The 25,169-nt window shown below is 40.2% G+C and carries 19 protein-coding genes and 1 riboswitch; of the genes, 5 read left to right on the top strand and 14 right to left on the bottom strand.

Annotation, left to right across the window (positions count from 1 at the left end):
* Window positions 1-21: 21 nt before the first annotated feature.
* The 6 genes from AC6CHU_RS10145 to AC6CHU_RS10120 form a co-directional block, all read right to left on the bottom strand.
* The gene (locus AC6CHU_RS10145) at window positions 22-2,688 is read right to left on the bottom strand and encodes a bifunctional glycosyltransferase/CDP-glycerol:glycerophosphate glycerophosphotransferase (RefSeq protein WP_498121478.1); all 2,667 of its coding nucleotides are present in this window, start codon (window positions 2,686-2,688) and stop codon (window positions 22-24) included.
* Window positions 2,678-3,853 (bottom strand): glycosyltransferase, encoded by a 1,176-nt coding sequence (locus tag AC6CHU_RS10140; protein WP_498121476.1) that lies wholly within the window; start codon window positions 3,851-3,853, stop codon window positions 2,678-2,680. The genes AC6CHU_RS10145 and AC6CHU_RS10140 overlap by 11 nt, the downstream gene beginning before the upstream one ends.
* A gap of 94 nt (window positions 3,854-3,947) precedes the next feature.
* Complete coding sequence (locus AC6CHU_RS10135) at window positions 3,948-5,600, bottom strand: ABC transporter ATP-binding protein (protein WP_498121474.1); 1,653 nt, start codon at window positions 5,598-5,600, stop codon at window positions 3,948-3,950.
* 26 nt (window positions 5,601-5,626) lie between these two features.
* Window positions 5,627-6,424 (bottom strand): ABC transporter permease, encoded by a 798-nt coding sequence (locus tag AC6CHU_RS10130; protein WP_498121472.1) that lies wholly within the window; start codon window positions 6,422-6,424, stop codon window positions 5,627-5,629.
* 41 nt (window positions 6,425-6,465) lie between these two features.
* The gene (galE, locus tag AC6CHU_RS10125) at window positions 6,466-7,479 is read right to left on the bottom strand and encodes a UDP-glucose 4-epimerase GalE (RefSeq protein WP_498121470.1); all 1,014 of its coding nucleotides are present in this window, start codon (window positions 7,477-7,479) and stop codon (window positions 6,466-6,468) included.
* Window positions 7,480-7,728: 249 nt separating this feature from the next.
* Window positions 7,729-10,836, bottom strand: a complete 3,108-nt coding sequence (locus AC6CHU_RS10120) for an N-acetylglucosaminidase (RefSeq protein ID WP_498121468.1) — start codon at window positions 10,834-10,836, stop codon at window positions 7,729-7,731.
* 208 nt (window positions 10,837-11,044) lie between these two features.
* Between AC6CHU_RS10120 and AC6CHU_RS10115 the strand changes: the two genes are divergently transcribed.
* Together AC6CHU_RS10115 and tagU are read left to right on the top strand one after the other, a co-directional pair.
* A complete protein-coding gene (locus AC6CHU_RS10115; protein WP_498121466.1) occupies window positions 11,045-11,287 on the top strand; it encodes a hypothetical protein in 243 nt (80 codons plus the stop codon).
* 262 nt (window positions 11,288-11,549) lie between these two features.
* A complete protein-coding gene (tagU, locus tag AC6CHU_RS10110) occupies window positions 11,550-12,479 on the top strand; it encodes a polyisoprenyl-teichoic acid--peptidoglycan teichoic acid transferase TagU (RefSeq protein ID WP_498121464.1) in 930 nt (309 codons plus the stop codon).
* A gap of 312 nt (window positions 12,480-12,791) precedes the next feature.
* Here tagU and AC6CHU_RS10105 read toward each other — a convergent pair whose 3' ends face one another.
* The 3 genes from AC6CHU_RS10105 to AC6CHU_RS10095 form a co-directional block, all read right to left on the bottom strand.
* Window positions 12,792-14,804: a penicillin-binding transpeptidase domain-containing protein gene (locus AC6CHU_RS10105; protein ID WP_498121462.1), complete on the bottom strand. Its 2,013-nt coding sequence runs from the start codon at window positions 14,802-14,804 to the stop codon at window positions 12,792-12,794.
* A gap of 151 nt (window positions 14,805-14,955) precedes the next feature.
* Entirely contained in the window at window positions 14,956-15,633 is a 678-nt protein-coding gene (locus AC6CHU_RS10100) for a hypothetical protein (RefSeq protein WP_498121460.1), read from the bottom strand.
* 135 nt (window positions 15,634-15,768) lie between these two features.
* The gene (locus tag AC6CHU_RS10095; RefSeq protein WP_498121458.1) at window positions 15,769-15,906 is read right to left on the bottom strand and encodes a hypothetical protein; all 138 of its coding nucleotides are present in this window, start codon (window positions 15,904-15,906) and stop codon (window positions 15,769-15,771) included.
* 24 nt (window positions 15,907-15,930) lie between these two features.
* Window positions 15,931-16,016: riboswitch (cyclic di-GMP riboswitch) on the bottom strand.
* Between the two features lie 209 nt (window positions 16,017-16,225).
* Here AC6CHU_RS10095 and AC6CHU_RS10090 point away from each other — a divergent pair.
* Window positions 16,226-16,354, top strand: coding sequence for a hypothetical protein (locus AC6CHU_RS10090; protein WP_498121457.1), 129 nt, complete (start codon window positions 16,226-16,228; stop codon window positions 16,352-16,354).
* Here AC6CHU_RS10090 and AC6CHU_RS10085 read toward each other — a convergent pair.
* Entirely contained in the window at window positions 16,343-16,777 is a 435-nt protein-coding gene (locus tag AC6CHU_RS10085; protein ID WP_498121455.1) for a VanZ family protein, read from the bottom strand. The genes AC6CHU_RS10090 and AC6CHU_RS10085 overlap by 12 nt on opposite strands.
* Before the next feature lie 288 nt (window positions 16,778-17,065).
* Window positions 17,066-20,701, bottom strand: a complete 3,636-nt coding sequence (locus AC6CHU_RS10080; protein ID WP_498121453.1) for a leucine-rich repeat domain-containing protein — start codon at window positions 20,699-20,701, stop codon at window positions 17,066-17,068.
* Window positions 20,702-20,825: 124 nt separating this feature from the next.
* On the opposite strand from AC6CHU_RS10080, the gene srtD reads away from it, so the two are divergent.
* Together srtD and AC6CHU_RS10070 are read left to right on the top strand one after the other, a co-directional pair.
* A complete protein-coding gene (gene srtD / locus AC6CHU_RS10075; RefSeq protein WP_498121451.1) occupies window positions 20,826-21,389 on the top strand; it encodes a class D sortase, LPxTATN-specific in 564 nt (187 codons plus the stop codon).
* Window positions 21,390-21,546: 157 nt separating this feature from the next.
* A complete protein-coding gene (locus AC6CHU_RS10070; RefSeq protein ID WP_498121449.1) occupies window positions 21,547-22,017 on the top strand; it encodes a hypothetical protein in 471 nt (156 codons plus the stop codon).
* A gap of 44 nt (window positions 22,018-22,061) precedes the next feature.
* Here AC6CHU_RS10070 and AC6CHU_RS10065 read toward each other — a convergent pair whose 3' ends face one another.
* From AC6CHU_RS10065 to rhaB, 3 genes are all read right to left on the bottom strand, one after another.
* Entirely contained in the window at window positions 22,062-22,289 is a 228-nt protein-coding gene (locus AC6CHU_RS10065) for a hypothetical protein (RefSeq protein ID WP_498121447.1), read from the bottom strand.
* Window positions 22,290-22,474: 185 nt separating this feature from the next.
* Entirely contained in the window at window positions 22,475-23,728 is a 1,254-nt protein-coding gene (rhaA, locus tag AC6CHU_RS10060) for an L-rhamnose isomerase (RefSeq protein ID WP_498121445.1), read from the bottom strand.
* Window positions 23,725-25,158: a rhamnulokinase gene (rhaB, locus tag AC6CHU_RS10055; RefSeq protein WP_498121443.1), complete on the bottom strand. Its 1,434-nt coding sequence runs from the start codon at window positions 25,156-25,158 to the stop codon at window positions 23,725-23,727. Before rhaB ends, rhaA begins: the two co-directional genes overlap by 4 nt.
* Between the last annotated feature and the right edge of the window lie 11 nt (window positions 25,159-25,169).

The raw sequence follows: 25,169 nt of genomic DNA, 5'->3' as shown, positions 1-25,169 counted from the left end.
AAAGCAACTCTTTTTATTTAGTTAATGAAAAACCCTGTTTACGACTCTTTCAGAAGCATTGCCATCTTCTATACTGCCAAATTCAGCAACAAAACGGTCCAGTAATTGCTCATACTCGTTTAATTGGGCAGGATGATTCAAGAAGGAAATGACTTCATCTATCTTTCTGCATACCGGACCAGGGGCCTTTTCAACAAGATCAAAGTAGGTTCCCCGGCGGGCCAAATATTCTTCCAGGTCATAGCAGTATAAAATAATCGGCCGCTTTAATAATGCAAAGTCAAACATGACAGATGAATAATCACTGATCAATACATCCGACACCAAATATAATTCCTGTATATCCTGATAGCCTGATGCATTTATGACATTCTCAGGCATTCTCATATGAGAGATCTTTGCAGATAACAAGTAATGCAGCCGGAGCAGGATAATAGTGTCTTGGTCAACACTTTTGCTAAGCTGCTGGATATCTGCGAGTGTTTTTTGGAATGAGTTGGGATCCCAGTCCCGGAATGTAGGAGCAAAAAGAATGACCTTTTTGCCTGCAGAAATCCCTGTTTCATTCCGAACCTTTTCCGCAATCTCCCTTGGCTTGTTAATCAGAATATCATTTCTTGGGTAACCTGTCTCAAGTATCTCTCCCCCATACCGGAATCCGCGCGTAAAGATTTTGGAGCTGTAGGAGTTTGGAGAAATGAAGAAATCCCAAGCATCTGTCTGAACCCGAAGTCGTGACAGCTCCGTTTCACCAGGAAGCTTTTTTTGGTCATAGCCCATTCTCTTAAGAGGTGTTCCATGCCAGGTTTGCAGATACACCTGATCTTTCTTCTTAGGGACTAAATGTGCAATTCCCTGGTTATCTACCCAATACTTGGAACGGTTTAGATAATAATAATATTTGAGGCTATTTTTTTTAATTTTAACAGGATTTCCAGGCACCTCGACAGCTTCCGGATCTTCAAAGGACCAGATATATTTGTATTTGTTATTTCCCTTCAGCAGTTCTTCATAAATATACTTAGGACTGTCACTGTACTGTTTTCCCATATGGGCTTCGAAGACCACCCAGTTCGATTTAACAGGGAGCTTTTTAATTCGGCCCTTGATAAAATTAGTAAGCGCGTTTTGAAGAACTCCCGTCTTCTTATGCTGTTTTGGTTTTCTCCTTTTGGAAAACATCCATTTAACCTGGTCCATTCTCTTTAATGGAAGCACTTGTATGGCAAAGGAATTTTTGTGATTAATAAAGAATGCTTTTGATAATCCATTGTTCTTAACCAGTTTATTGCTGAAGTCATAAATATCCGTCTTCTTAACAAGACGCTTATGAAGGTTGCCCTGATGACTAATAAACAAGGATAGATAATAGTTTCCAGGCTCCATATTCTTCAGATCAATGCTATACCTGTTTCCACCCTCGCTATCAGAAACAAGCATTTCTTTTGTCAGGTTATTTCGAAGCACCCAATACAAATCAATTTCTTCATCATTAACTGATTCTGTATTGATATTTGCCTGAAAAACGAGCTTATCATGATTTAATTTCATATCATATAGATTGAAATCTACTCTTAAACTGCTGATCCGAAGGAACTTTTCATTATATTTTTGAATAGAAGGACGGAAATAATATCGATCAGCAACAGCGTAAATTCTATTCGCCTTCGTAGGCAGTCCATTAATATAGGCAATATAATCCTGAAATGCCTCTTTGTCACCTAAATAAAGCAAGTAGTATAGGATACGGTCTTTTTCGGCAAGATTCGTAAATGCATATTCGTCCATAACTTCGTGCATATATTCATAAATCAGGGCATGGAATTTTTCTTTATATTCTTCGTCAAACTCCAGGTAATCATTTATATATAATTTTAAATCATGGCGCAGAAAACGGTTATTCTTATGTTCCTGGTAGAGAAGATCTCCGTTTTCTCTCAAGAACTTATCATAATATCGATGGGATATAATTCGGTTCTCAAAGTTTTCAAATTCAAATCTTCTGTTGGAGATAGATTTTACTGCAGCATTTTCGACTACCCGCCAATAGTAAATCGGTTCCGGAATAATACTTACACTTTCTGCAAGGAAATATGCTTTACCTGTAAAAACAACATCTTCATAATGAATGCCTTCAGGAAAACGCAAATGATGTTTATCCAAAAAAGAACGCTTATAGATCTTATTTGTAGAAACGCTGTCAAAAAGAAGCACTTTAAAATCCCGGATATTTATATTAATCCGTTCAATGTTATAAATTTGTTTATGATACCAGATATGATAATTATTTGTGCGAATTGCTTGTCCTGCCACAAAGTCTGAGCCTGTCCTTTCAATGGCAGCGACCATTTTCTCGCACGCATCCACCGTATACCAATCGTCACCATCCAGGAACATGATATACTCTCCAGTTGTGTTTTCAATCCCTGTATTCCGGGGTGTGCTGCAGCCTCCACTGTTTTCCTGAAGATGAATGGATTTAAAATTTGGTTTATCTTTAATAAAGTCATCGATGATTTCTCCGGTTTTGTCTTTAGAGTAATCATTTACGACAACTACTTCGAAATCCTTATATGTTTGTTCATGGAGGGATTCCAAACATTCTTCAATATATAATTCGTTATTGAAAGCAATGACAACGACAGATAGCTTAGGCGGCTTATGCTGAGTATTTAATTTAGTTAACACCATGCCCACCTCCCAATTCATCAAATAAGTCATACCATTGCTGTTTGATTACAGATTTTTCGAATTTCTCACTTTTACTAAAAGACTTCTCGCTAAATTCAGCATATAAATCCTCATTTTGTGCAAGGCGCCTAATATGCCGCGACAGTACAGGCACATCTCCAACCGGAGCTAAATACCCGTTTTCATATTCATCAATGATCTCCCGTATACCAGGGGCACAGTCCGTGGAGATGCACGGAAGGCCACAGGATTGTGCTTCTATTAAAGACATGGGCAGCCCTTCAGCTTTGGAAGATAGCACAAAGAAGCTGGCACTTTCTAATACTTCCTGAACATTTCCTGTTTGACCCTTTAAATGAATCCGATCATTCATGTCAAGAACATCAATCAGGCTTTGGAGTGACTTTTTCGCAGGCCCTTCACCGTAAATTTCAAGCTTCCATCCTGGTATATCTTCCGCCACCCTGGCAAAGGATTCAATCAGCACATCAAACCCTTTGTCCTCAATAAGTCTTCCTGTAGAAACAATCGTTTTATTTGAATATAACTTCAAAGCTTCGTTAGCAGACCTGAACGGTGATGGATTATACATCACTCCGGCATTTGTAAAACCCAGATTTACAAAGTACTCGGCGTCTTTTTGGGTCAATAATAAAAACTTCGATACTTGACGATAATATCGGAGAAGCCTTTTATAGCGATGGGAATTTTTCGCAGCCGCAACGCTTTCATGGCTTTGTCCGATGATCTTCACATTTTTCCTATACAGAACAGGCTGAATCCATTGCATTCCCCAAACTTGGATGATAATGACATACACATCTTCATCACCATATTTGTCAAAGAATCTTTGCACTTCTTTCCTTCTTTTAACGAGCTCGATCCTTCTCTTAACTTCAGATGCAACCTTATTGAATCGCAAAGCCTTCAGGTTTGAAGAGATTTCCTTGGCAATCGGTGCGCGGTATCCATCCTTGTGTACGATATGAACAGGTATGTCAGCAGAAAAATAGCTTGGCTCATTCTCCTGCTCATTTATACTTAAAACGGCAACGTTATGTCCATCTTTGAGGAAATCATCCGCCAATATGGAAGCAACCCTCTGTGCGCCGCCATGGCCATTATATTCATTTAAAACAAACACAATATTCTTCGATTTCATTTTATAACTCCTCATATTCCCTAATATAAAAAACCTCTTTCCCAGGTCCGTACTTCTTCAAGAATAAGTATAATCTGCCCAAGTTTTAGAGCTTTTATGATAGGCTGCCCTTTACCTCGATTAAGAGATATTTGGAGCCAGTTTGTACGTCTATCTCTTTGTTTTCTATTTTATAAGGAACAGATGGATATTGGTCATGTTTAGATGCCCATGCCAGGACCAGCATTTTATGATGCGGCGGATTTTTCATTTCGTATCTTAATTTGCACTCATATCTGCCGGCAGGAATATTTGCAATATCCAAATCCACATGAAATTGTGAATAATTATACTTTTTCCCTTGAGGATTGAAGGAGACATTCTCTGTTATTTCCTCCGTTTCGCTCACTTCAGCTGGATAAACTCTTTCTTCAAACGTTTCCATGTTAATTAAATGGAATTCCATTCTTACATCATCTTCCGAATCGGTTTCATACCCTCTGACAAAAGCAACCCCTTCTATTTTCAAGGAATTTTCATCAAACCAGATCTTGTTGATCTGTTCTTGAACCTTTTCGTGGTTATCAACGGTCATAAAAAGTTTATTGCTTTCTTGTTTTAAATGATATTTATACGGGCCTTGGACCGAATTATCTTCCATAATCTCTGCCTGCCCTGCCCATAAAGGGAATTCTGTCCACTCTTCCTTTTCGCCCTTATACCTGATGCCAACATCATATTTTCCGGGCTTCACGAAGGCAGCTAGTTGAGCTTCAGAAAATTGCACTGAAAATCCAGCCTGATCCTTTTGGCTTGCCGGAACCATGGAATGATTCTTTAGTGGTTTCCTTATTATTGGCTTGGATAGATATTCCCCTGTTCTGGAGTCCCGCAGAACTGCTTCAAAGTCTCTTGCAGCCGTTTCATTGTCACTGTATAAATAGCCTTCCAAATCCAAGGAAATCCCCTCGGAAGTCGTGTTATATACCACTTTATCGATGGAATGATGAAATTGTATTTCAGATTTAATCGCTTCAAGCGTTTTCCTGCCGCTCATAAAATCATTATAAATAGAGCCAACAAATTTGGAGTCTCCATAACTGATCAGATTCCCCTGGTGAATCCAGGCTGCCTTGGAGCAAAAGGATTCGACAGCATGCTTGTCATGGCTGACGAATATAATGGTTTTACCCTTCTCCTTGAATTCATTCATCTTATTCATACATTTTTCTCTGAATAGAGAGTCTCCAACCGCCAATGCTTCATCGACAATAAGGATGTCAGGATCCACATTCACCGATATCGCAAAACCCAGCTTAGACCTCATACCAGAAGAATAATTTTTCACAGGCTGATGGATGAACTCTCCCAGTTCCGAAAACTCGATGATATCCTCGACCTTTTCCATCATTTCCTCTTTTGAATAGCCCAGCAGAATTCCTTTCATAAAGATATTCTCATATCCGCTTAATTCAGCATCAATACCGGAGCTGACATCCAAAAATACAAGAGACCCATCCACCCGTACATCTCCGGCGGTAGGATCCGCAATGCCTGTAATAATTTTGAGCAAAGTTGATTTTCCTGAACCATTTTTACCTAAAACGCCAATAGACTCCCCTTTAGGGAAGTCTATTGAAACATCATTAAGGGCCAGGAACTCTTTGTGGAGCTTTTTATGGGTAAGAACCTCTTTAATAGGTCCCCATTTGTCATCATATAGCTTATATTTTTTTGTCAGATTCTTCACACTGACTGCAATCTCCATAATGATCCGCCTTTCACAAGTGAAAGTTACAATATATCAAGAAAAATAGGTTTCATACGTTTATATAAGTAATTTCCTAAAACAAATAATACGAATACCAATGCCCAGAAATATAGCGTATACAGTGGATACTCCCAAAAACCCGTATCAAACAGGAAGGAATCACGATAGCCCTGGACAATATAATGAAATGGGTTAAGTTTAATCACCGTTTCCAAGGCACCAAGACCCAAATTATCGATAGACCAGAAAATAGGCGTCATCCAAAACAGGAATACAAGAGTGGTGTCCAAGAAACGACCGAAATCTTTACTGATGGCTACCAGCGGAGCCGTAACCGAACCGAGACCCAATAGAAGCATTAAGGCGGCAAAATCATAATATAGAAGCTGGAACCAGTAGAATGAAATGCTCTTAATCGATATGCCAATAACCACCAGCATAACGGCCAATAATATCAAATGAGTATAGTAGGAAAACAAAATTTGTACCGCCGGCAATATGGCGATCGGGAAAGGTGTATTTTTTATGATACCCCTTTTGCTCCGAAAGGATTTCTGCGCCAGTTTAAATCCGTCATTGATTAAAAACCACGCCACCATTCCGATTGCGAGCCACGCCATAAAAGGAGCACCATTCACCGGTCCTCCCGCCCGGGCACCGACACTGAAAACGAACCAAAAAACAGCTATCCTCATTAGCGGATTTATAAGTCCCCAAATAAACCCAAATAAAGTACCCGCATATTCTCTTTTTATCTCATTTAAGGACAATGCATGAACCATTCTGCGGCGTTCCCACATTTCCTTGTATATATCAAACATAAAATTACTCCTTTGATTCCTGACTCTTAAGATTCGTAACCTTATTCTTCAAATCCGTTTGGATTAGTTGATTGCCACTTCCAGGAATCCTGGCACATCTCTTGAAGTCCCTTTTCAGCACGCCACCCTAATAATTTGGCTGCTTTTTCAGGGTTTGCATAGCAAATGCCGATATCTCCCTGACGGCGTTCCGTGAACTCATATGGGATTTCCTTCGAACTGACAGAGCTAAAGGCATTGACCAAATCAAGTACACTGTATCCTGTACCCGTTCCCAGGTTAAACGTTTCTACTCCCTGATTTCCATCCAAATATTCAAGGGCTTTTAAATGGCCTTTCACCAAATCGACTACATGGATAAAATCACGTACACCTGTGCCATCATGTGTATCATAATCATTGCCGAATACAGATAGTTTTTCTCGCTTGCCAATAGCAACTTGAGTAATGTATGGCATTAGGTTATTTGGAATACCATTAGGATTTTCTCCGATTCGTCCGCTTTCATGTGCACCGATTGGATTAAAGTATCTTAACAGCGCAATTCTCCAAGATGAATCCGAGACGTATAAATCTCTTAAGATTTCCTCGATCATTAATTTTGTGCGGCCATAAGGGTTAGTGGCTGACAGAGGGAATGATTCATCAATCGGCACACGATCCGGATTGCCGTACACGGTGGCAGAAGAGCTGAAAACCAGCTTCTTCACATCATATTTGGCCATGACCTCACAAAGGTTCAACGTTCCGGTAATATTATTATGATAATACGTTAATGGAATTTCCACAGATTCACCTACTGCTTTTAAACCTGCAAAATGCATAACAGAATCAAATTGATAGTTGCTAAAGAGCTGATCCAGCGCTTCCTTATCTAATAAGTCATATGAATAAAAAGGAAACTCCTTGCCTGTTAACTCTTTCACACGCCTGATTGATTCCATTTGGCTGTTAGATAAATTATCAAGAACTACAATTTCATATCCATTATTAAGCAACTCTACGGCAGCATGGCTTCCAATATACCCAGCGCCCCCTGTGACTAAAACTGTCATATTAAATCCCTCTTTCAAAAAGAATTTATAGAAAAGATACCAAAATGTTTGCGGTATTCTCAAGCCTCATCCACAAATAGCACATGAAGCTTTTTGTCAAGTCATACAGATTTTTGTCGATTGAATAAAAACACTTTCATAATTATACCTGATTTGTAGTTAGAAATATAGTTTTTTCATTTCCATTCATCTGGCAGGCAAGATCACAGAAAAAAAGCTGGCCCAATTACTTGGACCAGCTTGCTCTTTCTAATAATATTTTGGCACATCATAGTATAGCGTATAGTTATCAAGCAATTGATATAAGTTATAGATGCTGCCAACCTGCTTGTATGCCCAGCCGATATCTGTAGCATATTGATGTGAAGGCTGAACAGGATTCCATCTCATCTTGTACAACGTATCCTGCTGGAACGTTGTGTTATAAATATAACCGCTGCTGATAAGTCTTGCACCGCCAATGATAGCCTGTTCAGGTGTAAACCAGCCATTGTCATAGGCAGTTTTAGCGCCACATTCAAGCGGGCAGGAATCATATGCCCCATAACCATACATGTTATAAACTGTTTTGCCATTATACATTACACCGTTAGCAAGCTTCGAACTTCCGTTTCCTGTCTCTAATAGAGCGTGAGAAATCAGATATAGCTCATTAATGCTGTACATTTGTGCTGCGGATATGAAGGCTTGTGCCTTGCCTGTCAGAATACCTTTATTATTAAGGATTTTGCTGTTTACCTCCGCTGCATCAATATATGCCGGCTTGGACAATTTGAGAAATTGGAAATAATATTTGCTGTCCATGCTAAAGTTATTAGGATTTAAATATTCACTTACATCTGCTGACTTAGCATCCTGCCAAGTCATACGAACTTCGACCCAATCCCCTGTTTTGCGAATCACTAGCACTTGAGTGCCAGAATTCACTTTTTGAGTAATTGTCCCAGTCAAAGACGGCTCTGTTCGTACATTAACGTTATCACCGGTTACAATCCCTTTACTCGTATCCACATAATCAGCATGGATGAACCTTGGCTCATTCCGATACTTATCAGTCTGTGGGCTTCTAGTCATTTGGATATCTAGCATTTGGTTAAGAGAAAGGCCATAATCCGTATACATTAACTGCGGTCCATTTTTAACTTTGACAGCATAAGAAGTCCATCCATACAAAGTCTTCAGCTTCCCAATAACGTCTGCCGCTGTGTCATAGCCAGTAAACTCCTGGGTAACGATCTGGTAATGCGGCACACCGATTGCAGTATGGGTAGCTGACCAATTATTGGATTTAAAGAAATCCAGCCCCTTATTCAGTAAAATCGTACCGGCTATCGGAGCAGATTTAATGTAAAACTTATCATATCCTCTTTCGCCAGTAGACTGATTGACTGCCTTTAAATTTCTGCTTGCAAAGAAATTAAGAGCTTTGTTGACATTACTTGTTCCTATTAAAGGCTCGGACACAATCTGGTATCGATTCGTTTCCTGCACTGTTCCAACAGGCTGATAATCTGCAGACCAATTATTCCGTTTAAAAAATGCAAGTACATCATTAAGTTGTGATCCTAGTACAGAATCAAGAACTATATCAAATTTCGTATATCCCTTTTCTCCTGTTGGCAGAGTTTCTACCTTCCAGTTTCTTTCTGTAAAGAATGCCTGCCCTGCTTTAAGCTGTGAAACCTCCAGAATAGGAGCTGAAACGAACTGGAACTTGGTAAATCCAGTCTCTCCTGTAGCCTGATGATTCGCTTTAAGGTTCTTCTGCTTAAAGTATGAAAGAACCGCATTTAACTTGGAATCACCCAATACAGGCTCAGAAACCAGTTCAAACTTGGTATACCCTGTTTTCCCGTTCGATTGATATTCAGCTTTCAGCTTCTTTTGTCCAAAGAACGCAAGAGCTTCATTTACTTTGCCTATCCCCAGCACAGGTTCAGTGACTAATTGAAACTTGTTATAGCCTGTTTCCCCTGTTGCCTGATATTCCGCTTTAAGGCTTTTTTGGTTAAAGAAATTTAAAGCCTTATCCAGATTTGCATCACCCAAAACCGGCTGGGAGATAATCTGGAATTTTGTATAACCCTTTTCACCTGTTGCCTGATATTGGGCACTCAAATTCTTTTTCTTGAAAAATTCCAGTCCGCGATTAACCGTCTCCATGCCAAGTACAGGAACTGATTTAAGCTGATATCTCCCGCTTCCGATAGACTCGTATCCTGCATTGATTCCAGTGGCAGACTTAAACTGCTGCACCACACTCTTGACTGTCGCTTCACCATTATAGTAGCCGCTTGTAATCTGGTAATAGCTCTCTGCTTCTCCCCAGCCTTCATAACTTGCTTTAATTCCTGTAGAAGAAGTTAATTGCTGTATGACATTCCGGGCCGAAGACTCGCTGCTGTAATAGGCACTTTTTAGTACATAATAGTTTTCGGGATTGCCCCAGCCTACATATGAACCATTTATCCCAGTAGCAGATTTAAGCTGGTTTAGAACATTCGTAACTGCTGCTTCGCCATTATAATAGCCGCTTGTGAGCTGGTAATAGCTTTCCGGTTCCCCCCAGCCTCTATAGCTTCCTTTTACGCCCGTAGCCGTTTCCATTTGGGTGAGGGCATTCTTAACGGCTGACTCTCCATTATAATAACCGCTAGTAATTTGATAGTAATTCTCAGGATTGCCCCAGCCTTCAAAGCTCCCTTTCAAGCCTGTTGCAGCTTCGAATTTTTGAATGACATCCTTTACTGCCGCTTCACCGTTATAGTAGCCGCTAACAAGATTATAATAATCCTGAGGTTCACCTGAGCCTTGGTATTTACCGGTTACTCCCGTTTGTTCTTCAAGCTTTTTTAGAATCTCCTTTACAGTCGACTCTCCATTGTAATATCCACTAATAACTTTGTATTTACTAAGCGGATCAAGCCATTGTTCGTATCTGCCTTGAAAACCTGTAGAGCTTTCAAACTGCCGTAAAACATCCTGGGCTGCAGATTCGCTGCTATAATAACCGCTGACTACCTCCTGATATTCCTGTGGTTCTCCCCAGCCTTCATATGTACCTGTTATGCCAGTTGAAGATTCCATTTGCTTAAGGACTTCTTTTACTTTAGATTCACCTGGAAAATACCCGCTTGTAATTTGATAATTACTAGTCTGCTGATATACTCCGGTCCATCCTGTGTCCTTTCTAAGCTGTTCTAAGGCTGCATTCGCCTCGCTTTCACTTCCAAATTTCCCTGTTTCCACTTTATAAATTGATAAATCTGTAAATGCTTCAGATTTACCAGGGAAAATTGAAACTGACAAGATCAACACCAAAACAGAAACCAGAATCATCCACTTTCTAGCATTCAACTAATTATCCCCCATCTCTCTTATTTGTTACATAATTTGACACCATTACTTATTTTATCTATAAATCTTACAATTCACAATGCGAAATTTGCAGAAAAATATACTAATAGAAATATATGTTTAATTTTTGTCATATGATGTTAAGAGAATTTAAAAATTCGTTCCAAAAACGAATGGAAATGTATAATTCTGGATAACCTTTAATTGAATGGGAAAACCGAACTTGGAGGTGCTGGTAATGGAGGAAATGGAGCTTCACAAAATCGAAGTGCATAAAGATGGAAATTGGGAGGAGACGGAATATCACACTATTCAAATAGGTGACAGGTTTCGCATGTTTCATCCGGACGGCACCCCTTTTATAGACTCCGATAATCAGCATGTCCTTCATGCTGCATCCGAGCCGTTCTTTGACGAGGAATTGGGAGTATGGTTAGTCCAAATTAAATAAAAAAGATACAAAAAGGCTCTAATTTAGGAGCTTTTTTTTGTGCTCATAATGCAGGCATCTATACATAAATACGTGAATACTCCCACCTTAACTTTTGATTCATGTGTTATCTTTTTAATAAATGCTTTCCTTATTAAGATTATTTATATCTTTTTACCTGCAGACTGCAGGTATTTCAAAAATTTTCTATTCATTTTTATAATTATTTGATATTCTAGTTAGCAGGATTACAATTCTTGTAAAAACGTGGAGGATATAATAGATGCGTGCCGAAAAAAGGAAGAAAAAGCCGAAATGGCCGAAGGTATTAGGGATCGTATTTTTAGTGTTATTGATAGGTGGCGGAGGTTATGCCTTTATGGTATACAAGTCTCTGACAGATGCTGTGGAAACAATGCACCAGCCAATTGACCGGGAAAAATCAGATAAACGGCCTGAGAAAATTACGCTGGAAAAAAGAGAGCCGTTCTCTGTATTGATGCTCGGTGTGGATGAGCGCTCAGGCGATAAAGGCCGCTCGGATACAATGATTGTTCTTACCGTTAATCCAAATGATAAATCCATTAAGATGCTCAGCATTCCTCGTGATACCAGAACAGAGATTATTGGAACAGGAACTGAGGATAAAATCAACCATGCTTATGCATTTGGCAATGAGGAAATGTCGATGGCAACAGTCGAAAACTTCCTGGACATTCCGCTAGATTACTATATTAAAGTGAATATGGAAGGTTTTAAAGATATTGTAGATGCTGTTGGAGGAATTACAGTTAATAGCTCACTAGCATTTAATCAAGGCGGCCATCAATTTGCTGAAGGAGCCAACAATCTTGATGGTGACGCTGCTTTAGCATATGTCCAGATGAGAAAGCAAGACCCCAATGGAGACTTTGGACGCCAGGATCGCCAGCGCCAAATTATCCAAGGTGTTATTAAAAAGGGAATAAGCGTGAACTCCCTGACAAACTTTGATGATATTTTTGGAGCACTTGGCAAAAATGTGCGCACCAATATGACATTTGCCGAAATGAAAGATATTCAAAAGAATTATAGAGATGCAGCCGGGAATATTGAACAAATGACCATATCTGGCAATGGGCAGACAATAAATAATATCTGGTACCTGATTGTTTCAAGCGATGAGCAGCAAAGAGTTCAAAATGAATTGAAGGCACATCTTGAATTGAAATAAATCAATTCTTTATTGCGTTAGAAGCTGCACAAAGCTTTTTCTTTGACTCCAAATTCAGCAATATCTATAATTATCATCGTATTCCCATATGCACATTTGGAGATTGCATGGACATATCCCCTTCCATTTTGGAAGGGGATTTTCTTATTAATATTCAAATGCCCTTTAGGTATCTTCCAACATATTCCTAGGAAGCACAAAGTCTTCTTATGCACGGTAAAAAATATAAAGCCTGTATTCAAAACATTTAACAGGAACATACTTCAAAAAAATGAAAAAAAGGTGAAGCAGCTCCCGCTTCACCTTCTGTGATTAAAACCGATCTTTATGCTTTTCAAATGCTTTCTTCACTTTCTCCACAACCACTTTAGAACCGCCCTTGTCTTCCACTCCTTCAATCATCATAGCCATTAGGAGCTTCGGAGATTCCGGATTGTAGGCAACAAAGAGGCCATTTTCCTGCCCTTTTTCATCCGCACTTCGTTTTAATTCGGCTGTTCCGGTTTTCCCTGCAAGGGGATAGTCTTTCATGTTTGCAGAGCGTGCAGTTCCGGAAGGATCCTGGACGACTTTAATCATGGCGGATTCAACCGTTTTGGCAGTTTCTTCGCTTATGATGTTTTCCTTCCATACCTGGCTCTTTTCTTCCTCTTCCATCAACACAGGTTTGATTAATGAACCTTTATTAATGAACGGTGTATATGAAGCTGCAAGGTGGAGGATATTCATTTCTACCTCAGCCTGGCCATAACCGGAATCGGCGAGTTTAATTTCACTGTCCAGACTTCCGATTTGGGATGGCTCCAGCGGGAATGCGTATGGCATTTCTTCTTCAAATCCAAATTTCTTCAGGCCGGCCGAAAACTTATCCTTTCCTAAGTCCAATGCTTCCTTGGCAAAGTAAATATTGTCGGAATACATCATGGCTTTTTCAAAATTAACTGGAGCATTTGGATCCTTGACCCTGGTGACTTGATAACTGCCCCAGGATTTGCTTTTTTGCCACTTCAGACCTTTTACATTAATGGTTTCGTCAAGTGTCAGCGTTCCTTCCAACAATCCAACTGCTCCAGTGATTGGCTTCATGACAGAGCCTGGTGCGTATGTTTGTTTGAAACGATTCATAAGCGGCATATTCTTATTTCCCTCAAGCGCCTTCCATTCCTCCCCCGAGAATCCGAGCGATGCCTGGTTTGGGTCAAAGCTTGGGCTGCTGACTAAAGCAAGGGTTTCTCCTGTAACAGGGTCAATAGCGGCAGCTGTTCCAGGACTTCCTTCCATCTCGTTGTATAAATCCCTTTGAAGGGTAATATCAATTGTCAGCTGAATAGTTTCCCCGTTTTCTACCGGCTTTTCAGCCAGCACGACTTCTGAGCCGTCCTTTTTCTCGATGCCTATTTTTACTCCGTTAGTACCTTTCAACCGTTCTTCAAGAACCTGCTCGAGCCCTCTCTTACCGATAAGATCGGTGCTGGAGTAGCCTTTTCCTTCCTGCTTTTTCAGTTCATCTGCGTTGATTGGCCCCACATAGCCAATCAGATGGGCAGCTGCCTCTCCAAATGGATAAATTCTGCCTTTTACATCCTGCTTCAATACACCCTTCAGGGCAAATACTTTATCAAGCGTATCTTTATCATCAGGAGAAACCTTCTTCAATGGCACGAAATAACCGGGCTGCACCCAGCTGGCATTCAGATTTTTATTAATCTGCTCCTCTGAAATATCCAGTGCTTCAGATAGCCCCTTAATGGTTTGCTCCTTTTGGCCCTCCATCTGCTCAGGAACGACCCCGATCTCGTATAGGGTTCCATTTAAGGCAAGCGGGTCTCCCGTCCGGTCCACAATATCGCCTCTCTGTGAAGGCACAGCAGAGTAAGAGATTTTATCCTCAGGCCCCAGCTCTGGGAAAATATAGGTCGTATCCCAGGCTACAAACCAATTTTCCTCATCCTCTTTTTCCTCTTTCACAAGATTGGCATCATGAGTGAAATCGATCTTTCCGGCGGCACTGTCCATGCTTGCCGAAAATGGAAGAGCTGCCTTTTCTTCCTTCTTATATTCCTTTTCCATATCTGGTTTATATGTAACCTTTAAATTGCTGATCTCCAAGTCCTTGTACACTTTTTTATACCGATTAACATAATCCTCTTTACTGATGGATTTTTTGGCGTCATCAGACAGGAACTCATACATCTTTTCAAATTCCTGTTTGTTCCAATGCTCCACATATTGTTTAAAGCGGTCTTGCGGCTTAATTTCTTTGTTGCATCCACCCAAAAAGGCCAAAATGAATATAGAAATAACTAGAAAAAACACCCTTTTCATGCAAATCCCTCCTTCCAACATATTACCATTTTCTCCGCTTATGTTACCACTGAAATGGTACCAGTTTTTCATTCAAATGTTTGATTGATATTAATAATGGAGCAATAAAAAAAGCCCAGATAATGAATCTGGGCACACCCCTGCCAATCTATCATTCCACTGGTATAAATTTGGCGGATAACGCAGATTCGATTTCATCACCTTCATCAGCGTAAAAAACGTACTCGATTACTCCTATTTCTGCATCACCAAGAATGATATTGACCTTTGAACCGCTATTAACAAAGAAGTTTCCGAAACCGCTTTGAGCAACCACCTTATAACGTCCCGCTGGCAAATCCTTGCCAACGGTAAAGAAACCGGCAGGTAAAACTTTGGGCTCTTGTTTCTTTTCAATGATTTCCCCTTCAACAGCAGCCAGTTCTGCCTTTTTCGCTTTGATTTCTTCAGTTAAGTTACTCAACTCTTTATGGCTCTTTTCCACTTGCTTTTGCAGCTCTTTCATTTCTTCTTCTGCCCGGCTTTTATTTTCTATTATTCTAAGAGCTTCATTCTTTTCCTTTTCCATCTCCTGAATTTCTTTCTGAATATCTGCCACTTCTTTTGTCTGGCTTTCAGTCTTGTTTTTTAACTCACCTAATAAGACTTCCCGCTCCTCTATTTTTTTCACCAATTCTTCAAGCCCAACCTTTTTTCCATTTAATTCAGTTTTCGCTGTATTGGAGCCAATAAAGTAAAACACTCCAAAAAGAATAACCACACCTGCCACAGTAAACCAAAGCCAAGTGCTTTTCAAAATCTTTCTGCTGTTGTCATGCTTTGACCCCAAGGCTTCTCCCCCATTCATCTGTTCACAGCACCACACAATATATATATGAAGGACCATGGCCAATAATGAGAAAAGAGCCTTTCAAAACAATAAGAAACAGCCATCTCGACAATGGATGGCTGTGTTTGCTATGTATTATACTTTGCTGGCTAATATGGTGACCATGGCACTAAGAATTACGGTGAAGAACAAAAAGGATATATAAAGTACCTTTTTCTTTATCCTCTTTCTTCTCTTAATTTCCTCAGGTGTGATCCAAATAGATTTTGACATCAAAAAATTAGCTCCTTTACATTTGATGGCAGCTGGCTGGCCTTACCATCGAGATAGAGGCCCCTTTAGCTTTGCGTCATTACCTTTCAGTAATTTTGCCCTTTAGTATTATCGGCTGCCCTGCTCTTCTTTTTAGACATTATTTGTCCATTTCAAAAAAAGTTTTAAATTCAGGCAACAACACACTAGTACCCATTTTAAAAAACTATAAACACTAAAACAAAAATTTTGTCGTTTTTTTTAGAGAACTATATAAACAATAGTGTTCGTTATTAAGGTATAATAGAGTTAATATTCTAAATTATAGGAGCTGATTAACATGCCTTTAGTACATATGAAAGAAATTTATACACCTTTAAAGCTGGTTGGAATAAAGTTTTTTAAAAGCAAGGAAGGAAGCACTTATGTAAAAGTCCTGAATTATCCTCGTAAAAAGCTATTCATCTAAGCAATAAACCGTCTCTGCTCTTTTTTTAAGCCTTAACATAACCACCAATAGAAGTAGAGCAAGTACAATTCCGAAAGAATCAAAGGCCACATCAAATAATCTTCCATCTCTTGTAAAAAACAGCTGAAGAATCTCTGTCGAGACTGCAAAAGAAAAAGCAGATAGGCCAGAAAAAGTCAGATTTCCTTTCAGCAAAAACAACGCAACAGTTAGAATGAGGAAGACAAAAGCATGCCCCAGTTTCCGCAGCCAGAATGCTAGAGACGGGCTGGCTGGCACCGGATTGAAAAGATCGGTATAAGATGGACTAGCCGTCCAGTTAAATTCAATAGTTCCATTCTCTAAAATGTTCTCTAAGCTTGCTGAGCAAGTACTTATGAAAATAACACTGCACCAAACTATCAAAAATACGAATCTGTACAATTCCCCCGCCTCCTTTTTCCATACATTCTTACCTTCGCGGGGGTTTGTATACAAGATGGCAGTGTTTATAAAAAATAGATTGGGAATAAGGCAAGCTGATTCTTTTTAGCAAGAAGCAGATGCATTAACAAAATGGATTGATATAGATATAAGAAAATTAGAAAGCTGCATGCAAAGACCTTGTTTATACTTACAGGGTCTTTTATTCTGCACTTTTCAAGTAAACGTAATTTACAATAGTAAAAGCCCTATGAAGACAATCTCTTCATAGGGCTTTTTGCGAATACCTTATGCTCTTTTTCTTCGCTGAGTGTAAATAAACAATAGCGAACCCGCAAGCAAGGTCATTAGACCCATGGCTAATAAATTGTAATGGCTGGTTGCGGTATTAGGGAGCTTACTGCCTTTAGCTGCTTTCTTTTCTTCTACTGAAATATATTTCCCTTTATCAGCAGGTTTTGGCTCTGCCTTTCCACCAGGTGCTGGTGTTTTACCCGGGACAGGGCCACTATCTGAATCACCCTCTCCAGGGTCCTCACCCGGATTTTCTCCTCCAGGCACCCCTTCACGATCTGTAGCGACATTTGCGGATGCCTGAGCAATAACCATTCCTTCAGCATTCAATGCTTCGATTGTGATGCGGTAGTTCGTATCGGACAGTAATTCTTCAAAAAGATAGCTGCTGCTGTCAGAATCCAGGGAATCCATATACTCACCATCTAAATAGACATTATAGCCGGAAATCTCTTCGTCACCATCGTATGTCCAGAAAGCTTCAATGGAATCTGCATCTGTTTTCATATCGGTAAAATAGAAGTCTTCACTTGCTGTCCAAACATATTCCCAGGCATAGTCAACGGGCTCCTCTCCAGCATAAGCCTCCAGGGTAATTTCATATGGCGTTCCTGGTTCAAGGTCTTCAAACGTATAGCTAGTTTTCGAGGAATCAATTTCATCAACCAATTCTCCGTTTAAATAGATGCGGTAGCTTGTGATGTCTTCTTCCCCTTCATATACCCATGACGTTTCAATCGATGTGCTGGTTGTATCAATCCAATCGAAGTATAGGTGGCCTTCTTCGCTGTAATTTCCATATTCAACATATACACCTTTAGCTTCAAGCTCTTCAATTACACGCATGGCTTCTGACCCTTCAGATATATCGAGCAGTTCATTGTTATAAAGACTTACATATTGCAGATTTGGCAGCTCCAATAACACGCGGATATCCGTAATTGGAAGCTCATTGGCACTAAGCTCAACCAAATTTTTCAGATGAACCAGAGGGCCTAAATCCTCGATACGGTTGCCATCGATACTTAAAGATTGCAGTGTCCCTAATGGCTTAGCCCACTTAAGGTCCGTAACTTCCGTATAAGAAACATTTAGAGCATAAAGGCTGATGCTGCTCAGAGCAGACAGATCAGATAATGGATTATAGCTGACATCAAGAAGCATAAGATTTCGGAGACCTTCTATTCCCTTTAAATCAGACAGGTTATTATTATCCAAAACTAAGAATTCCAGTTTAGTCAGATTTGAAAGATTAGGGATTGCTGTCATTCCGTTTGAAGACAGGAAAAGGTAATTCAAATTTACAAGCTGATTTAAAGGTGAATAATCTTTTACATTCGTGTTCGATAAAAACAGCCCGGTCAAGTTTTTCAAAGAAACAAGCGGCTTTAAACTTGAAATCGGATTATCATCCAGATCAAGCTCAATTAGCTTAACGAGACTGCTAAGCGGGGTGAGGTCACTGATCTCGTTCCCCCATAAAGAGAGAAACTCAAGATTCACGGCGTTCTCAATACCTGACAAGTTCTTAATGGAAGCTGCGCCAAGATAGAGACTGGTGACATCAAGCATATCGCTCTCCTGTACATCCCTGACTAATCCCAACGCTTCCTTAATGGCTTTTTCCAAGTTTTTATCTTTAAAATGAATCACTTTCCCGGAAGGCGGCTTCTTAGTCGTCACATCCAATGCTGCTCTTCCAATCAATTTTCCATTTTCATAAGCTTTCACCTTAAGGCTGTATGTGGTATCAGGTTTAAGATTTTCAATGATTTTCGATGTGGTGTTTCCTGATAGCTCCTCTTCTTCCCCATCAAAGATAAACACATATTTGTCCGGATAAGAATAGTCCTCCTCGTCCTCTGTCCAATATCCCCATTCAAGTCCAATTCTTGATTCGTTTACAAAGGTCGGGTAAATTTCGAGATTCACATTTTCCTGTATATCAAGATAGACCTCAACACCTTTGGCTTGCAGAGCCTCTATTACCGCCAGGGAAGGGGCATGTTCTTCAATTTGCAGATTTCCGTATAGATAAACAACCTGCAATTTCCCCAAATCTTTTAAAAAGGTAAAATCCTTTATATCTGTGTAGGATAAATCAAGGTTTGCCACATTATTTAAGTTTCTTAAAACAGTTGTGTCTGAAAGCGGATTGTCTCCCATATCCAGAATAATAAGTTTTTTCAAGCCGGCTAATGGAGTTAAGTCCTGAATTTGGTTACCGTATATCACCAAATGATCCAGGTTGACAGCATCTTCAAGTCCTTTTAAGGACTTAATGTCCATGTTTGGCGCAGCAAGAGAGGTTAGACGTTCCAGGTCACTTTTATACAGTTCCCGTTTCAGCCCCAGTTCCTCCTGAATGGCACGAAGCAGATTCTCATCTGAGATGGCTGCCTTTTTACCCTGGGGGGCAGAGAGGGTTGTAAAAGAATGCACCTGGCTTGCAAGCACCTTGCCGCCTTTTAGGGCCTCCACTTTCACTTCATAAGCTTTTGTGTCATCAAGACCTGATAAGTGATATTCGTATACTCCGCCGTCTAACGTTTTTTCCAGTTTTCCATTCACATATAATTTGTACTCTTCCACCGTATCGCTATTATACATTCCCCATGAAATCTGCGCGGACGATTCTGTGATCCGGTAAGCTGTGAGTAAAAACGATGAGTCTTCTTCAAGTGTTTCAACAGTTACTCCCTTTGAAACCAGATTTTCAAGAACGGATGAAGTTCCCAAATCCAGGTCCAGATAACCTGCTTCCACCTTTTCCAATTGCGGCAATGATAAAAGAACATCAATATTGGATACAGGCAGAGACACTAATTTCACGGAGGTCAGTTTGTTTAGGTCCTTCAGAGCTGAAAGGTCTGTAAGAGAAATGTTTTCAATTGTTAGCGTCTCTAAATTCACTGCATTTTCGAGCCCTTTTAAGCTGGTAATATCGCCATAGCTGTTATGAATCTCCAACGAGGTTAATCCGATGAGGTCATCTTTTAAAATGACGCCCTCTGCTTTCCCGATTGCGAACCGGATCAGCTTCTCAAAATTAGCATCTTGAAAAGAAATTCCCGCCTCTTCTGCTGAAGGCTGTCCAGCTGCTGGTTCCGTTTTTTCCTGCTCAGCTTTTGTTTCCCCGGCATTATCTTGTGGTTCTTTACTTTCATCGGTTTCGGAAGGCTTTTCAGAGGATGGCTTGGAATCTTCGGCAGCCTCTTCCGTATGTTCTTTGTCACTTTCCTTCGCCTCGGCTGATGTGACCTGCTTGGAGGCACTGACAGCCTGATCTTCTCCCTTCTTGACTGCGTATGTATAAGTCATATCTGATTGAATATCTGTATCTATATACTCATATTCCTTTATAACTTTTCCATCCAGGTTTGAAGATGCTTTTAGTTCTGCAAGGATGGATGTTTCCTGGTGGTTCTTGATGATCGTGAATGTTTCATTGGCATCTGTTTCGGATAGGGTTTTCCATTTTAGAATGACTTGCCCTTTTTGATAGATTGGATTCAGCAGGTCAATGGCAGTCGAAGGATCCTCGCTTTCTTCTGCATTGGCAGCCGGACTGAAAAATGAGAAAATCATGGTTAAAACAACTGCTAAATGTAACCACTTTCTTTTAAGCATTCTCACTGCTCCCTTTAATGTAAAATTTTACTATCTCTATTTATATAAGAAATATATACTATAAATAAGCAGTTGTATATCGCGATTTTTGTCGTAAAAAATATATTTTTCAAGGGTGATAGAGTTGAAATATGCGGTCCTATTTTTATTGCTTGCAGGAGCTGTTCTAACAGGTTATTCATTATGGCAGATACGAGATTCACAGGTTCAGACGGAGGAGAAAAAAGAAGAAGCACTAGAGGTTTTAGGAGCTTCGAAGGCGGATGAACCCATCAGCATGGATTTTAAGCCGAATGAGACAATTGGCCTACTCACCGTTCCAAAACTGAAAAAGGATATCCCCATTATCGAAGGAACAGATGAAGAGCAGCTTGCGGCCGGTGTTGGGCATTACCCCGGAACGGCATTTCCCACCCAAAAGGATCAGATCGTTCTGTCCGGCCATCGGGATACTGTCTTCCGGCAATTCGATCAATTGGAATTAGGGGATATCTTTACCGTAAAGCTCCCCTATGGAGAATTTTCCTATGAAATTTACGATACGAAAATAGTCGACGCAGATGACCGCACAATCATAAAAAGCACATCTCCTGATGAGATTCTGACTGTTACAACCTGCTATCCTTTCAGCTACCTTGGCAATGCACCCCAAAGATTTATTTTTTATGCGAAACCGATAAAATACTAAGTAATATTACAGAGAGCACCTGCTAAAAAAGGTGTTCTTTTTATTTGAGTCCACCCATAACTAAACTGACTCAAATTATTCTCAGCACCTTTTCTCATTTATCACCCAGCATTCGAATAGGATAAAAGCATACAACCTATATAAGGGAGCGTTATTCATGGGATTTAAAAAACACCAGCAGAAAACAATCCTTAAAATCAGCTTCGGACTGGTTTTGGCGGCTATGATCCTGTTTGCTTTCAAATTCCTATTCTCATCGTCCGAGATGCAAGCTAAAGAAACGGCTGAAGAGTTCTACTCCTATGAACAGGAGGGAGAATTCTCCTCGTCTTGGGAGCTTTTTCACCCCAGTATGAAAAAGAAATTCACGAAGGGCCATTATATCCAGGACCGTGCCCACGTTTTTATGAACCACTTTGGTGTAGATACATTTACATACACACTCAGCAAACCTGAAAAGCTTAAATCCTGGAGGATGTCCAAGGAGGACACCGCCATCAAGGATGTTTATAAGCTTACAGTTATCCAAACGTTCAAAGGGAAATATGGAAATTTTGATATCGAGCAGGATATCTTTTTGGGGAAAGAAAAAGATGAATGGACGATTATGTGGGATTATAATAAGTAAACAAAGAAGGAAGAAAGCCATAGCCAAACCCACTGCCGCCTTTTTCACTGCATGGCGGCAGTTTTTTTGAATACTTTAAAGAGATTATCGAGGCATTCTTTCCTGATTCTTTCGTGACAGGTAAAATCATGACGGATTTCTTTTTCAAGCTTTTTAACGATATCCCTTAAATGCCTTTCTTTATTTTTATTAATTTTTTTATTGGAAAGGCACGCTTCAATCTTTTGTTCGAAATACTCTACTGTTCCAAATAAGGGCCTCAGGGAACTCACCCCTTTCTTTTATAAGCTTATTAAATCATTTCCCTACTAAACGACAGCCAAACTGGAAATATTCAGAATTTTTTTTACCGTCCAAACGCTTAGTTTTAAAAAACAAAATTCCCAGATATGAACAGGAAATGAAAACAAGAAAAGAGATGGATCAAAAATGCCCATCTCTTTGTAGAATATATCAATTATCTTTTCGACAAAACTTCTTCCTCATATTTATTTATTTCATCAAGCCATGTCTCTTTGACTGGCACGCCCATTGATTCACAGTAATAATCCCACACTGCTCCAAATGGATATGTCTTAAATTCTTCCATGATTGCCAGGCGTTCCGTAAAATGACCCTTTTCCTGAAGATCTTTAAGGTAATCAACAGGGGTCAGCAGCGCATACAATAAAGCCTTGATCATATTGCGGGTCCCAATGACCCAGGCGGCTACCCGGTTAATACTGGCGTCAAAGAAATCGAGTCCAAGCTTCACTTTATCCAAAGCATTACAGCGTACCAGCTCCAAGGCAATTTCACGCAGCTCATCATCCAATGTTACGACATGGTCACTATCCCAGCGTACTGGCCGTGAAACATGTAATGCCAGCTGATCAGCATATAGAAGCATGGAAGATATTTTATTGGATACTGTCTCAGTTGGATGAAAGTGACCCGTGTCAAGCAGACAGAGTTTATCATTTTTCAGGGCATATCCCAGATAAAATTCATGGGAGCCAACAACATAGGACTCTGAACCGATGCCAAATAGTTTGCTCTCGATTGCATCGATATTAAAAGCAGTTTCTATTTCTTCAGCAAAAATCTCATCCAATGACTCTTTCAATCTCACTCTCGGTGTCATCCGGTCGCTCGGAATGTCCTTATACCCGTCCGGTATCCAGATATTTGTCAGACACGGAGTTCCCAGTTCCCTGCCAAAGTACTCGCCAATTTTACGGCTGGCGATACAGTGATTAATCCAGAACTCTCTGATTTCTTCGTTCGGGTGGGATAGTGTTAATCCATCTGCTGCTTTTTCATGGGAGAATAATGTAGGATTGAAATCCAATCCAAGGCCAAGTTTCTTAGCCCAATCCACCCAATTTTGAAAATACTTTGGCTCCAATTGGTCGCGTTCAATCACTTTTCCATCTGTTTCTGCGTAGATAGCATGCAGGTTTACACGATGTTTCCCCGGTATTAGGGAAAGAGCCTTTTCCAGGTCATTTCTCAATTGCTCGGGAGAGGCAGCCTTTCCCGGATAATCCCCTGTAACATCAATGCCTCCGGAAAGTTCATTCTGCTTCATCTCAAACCCCTGGATATCATCCCCTTGCCAGCAGTGGATGGAAATAGGAATGGCTTTTAGAACTTCTAGGACTTTATCTGTATTTATTCCCCATTTTTCGTAAGCCAGTTTTGCATTTTGGTAGTTCTCCTGTATCTTCATAAGGCACACTCCTCATTGACTTCTGATGCTGCAGGGGTGAATTCCTTCAGATCAAAAGACCTTTTAATAATGGTTCTCGCCTCTTTTAGGTCCATAATTTCATCCAGGGACATGAGCTGTGCAGCCAGATTTCCGATGGCTGTTGCTTCTGAGGGACCGGCGATCACCACTTTGCCGGTCTTGTCCGCAATAAGCTGGTTCAAGTATTCATTCTGGCAGCCTCCGCCGATTACGTTAATGGTCTTAAACTCCTGTTCGAAGATCTCTTCAATTTCAATTATGGCATTTTGATAGCTTTCTGCTAAACTAACAAAAATACACTTAGCAATCTCACCAGGTTTTTCTGGTACAGGCAGGTTCTTTTCCGTACAATAATCCTGGATTTCCGCAATCATATGATCAGGCTTCAAAAATCTGCCATCGTCCACATTTATAATGGTATGAAAATCTGTTGCCTCACGGGCCAGCGCAACTAGTTCACTAAAAGAATATTGGTCCTTGTAATTTCTCTTCACTTCCTGGATCATCCAAAGCCCCATAATGTTCTTTAGGAACCGATAACGGTAATCCACGCCACCTTCATTTGTATAATTATATTGGTGGGCTTTAGGAACACAAATCGGAAAGCGGTTCTCAACGCCAATTAGGGACCAGGTTCCGGAGCTGATATATATGGTTTTTTCCACTTCAGGCACAGCCACTACAGCTGATCCCGTATCATGGGTAGCTGGTAATATGACTTCAAGATCAAATCCAAAATCTGCAGCTAGCTCTTCCTTTAATTTCCCAAGAACAGTGCCTGGAGGCATGATTTCCTGGAATATCTCCTTATTAATTCCAAGCTTTTCGATGATGCCAGCATCCCAATTTTTTGAAAAGGCATTGACCAGCTGCGTGGTGGTAGCGTTGGTATATTCATTTGATTTTTTTCCGGTTAATAAATAGTTGAAATAATCAGGAACCATGAGAAATGTTTTAGCTCTTTTTAATACTTCCGGCCTATCTCTTTTCAACGCCTCAAGCTGATAAATCGTATTAAAGGTAAGAAATTGGATTCCCGTCTCTAAGTAGAGCTGATCCTTTTCGATCACTTTAAATACTTCTTCCATCATGCCTGCCGTCCGAGGATCCCGATAGGATACAGCTTCAGTCAAGGGCTGGTCATATTCATCCAATAGCACAAAGTCTATCGCCCATGTATCAATGCCAATGCTGTCAGGCTTCAAGCCCCGTTTCCCGCATTCATGAATTCCCTTTTTAATTTCCATGAATAAAGTATCAACATCCCAGCAGAATTGATCCTGATTTTTAACGATTTTATTCTCAAAACGGTAAATTTCTTCTAATTTCAGTACACCTTCCTCAAGGTGTCCGGCAATCAATCTTCCGCTGGACGCACCAATATCGACAGCCAGGCTGAGTTTGCCCATGCGAAACACCC

The organism is Cytobacillus sp. GQ23 (genome assembly GCF_059758675.1).
This window is presented reverse-complemented; position numbering and strand designations above follow the sequence as displayed.

What these genes read in the sequence shown, in the direction of transcription:
- AC6CHU_RS10080 (WP_498121453.1), bottom strand. Translation starts at nt 20,701, where the DNA reads ATGCTTAAAAGAAAGTGGTTACATTTAGCAGTTGTTTTAACCATGATT.
- AC6CHU_RS10090 (WP_498121457.1), top strand. Translation starts at nt 16,226, where the DNA reads ATGCCTTTAGTACATATGAAAGAAATTTATACACCTTTAAAGCTGGTT.
- AC6CHU_RS10135 (WP_498121474.1), bottom strand. Translation starts at nt 5,600, where the DNA reads ATGGAGATTGCAGTCAGTGTGAAGAATCTGACAAAAAAATATAAGCTA.
- AC6CHU_RS10140 (WP_498121476.1), bottom strand. Translation starts at nt 3,853, where the DNA reads ATGAAATCGAAGAATATTGTGTTTGTTTTAAATGAATATAATGGCCAT.
- AC6CHU_RS10070 (WP_498121449.1), top strand. Translation starts at nt 21,547, where the DNA reads ATGGGATTTAAAAAACACCAGCAGAAAACAATCCTTAAAATCAGCTTC.
- AC6CHU_RS10130 (WP_498121472.1), bottom strand. Translation starts at nt 6,424, where the DNA reads ATGTTTGATATATACAAGGAAATGTGGGAACGCCGCAGAATGGTTCAT.
- AC6CHU_RS10105 (WP_498121462.1), bottom strand. Translation starts at nt 14,804, where the DNA reads ATGAAAAGGGTGTTTTTTCTAGTTATTTCTATATTCATTTTGGCCTTT.
- rhaA (WP_498121445.1), bottom strand. Translation starts at nt 23,728, where the DNA reads ATGAAGATACAGGAGAACTACCAAAATGCAAAACTGGCTTACGAAAAA.
- AC6CHU_RS10095 (WP_498121458.1), bottom strand. Translation starts at nt 15,906, where the DNA reads ATGTCAAAATCTATTTGGATCACACCTGAGGAAATTAAGAGAAGAAAG.
- tagU (WP_498121464.1), top strand. Translation starts at nt 11,550, where the DNA reads ATGCGTGCCGAAAAAAGGAAGAAAAAGCCGAAATGGCCGAAGGTATTA.
- AC6CHU_RS10115 (WP_498121466.1), top strand. Translation starts at nt 11,045, where the DNA reads ATGGGAAAACCGAACTTGGAGGTGCTGGTAATGGAGGAAATGGAGCTT.
- galE (WP_498121470.1), bottom strand. Translation starts at nt 7,479, where the DNA reads ATGACAGTTTTAGTCACAGGGGGCGCTGGGTATATTGGAAGCCATGCT.
- rhaB (WP_498121443.1), bottom strand. Translation starts at nt 25,158, where the DNA reads ATGGGCAAACTCAGCCTGGCTGTCGATATTGGTGCGTCCAGCGGAAGA.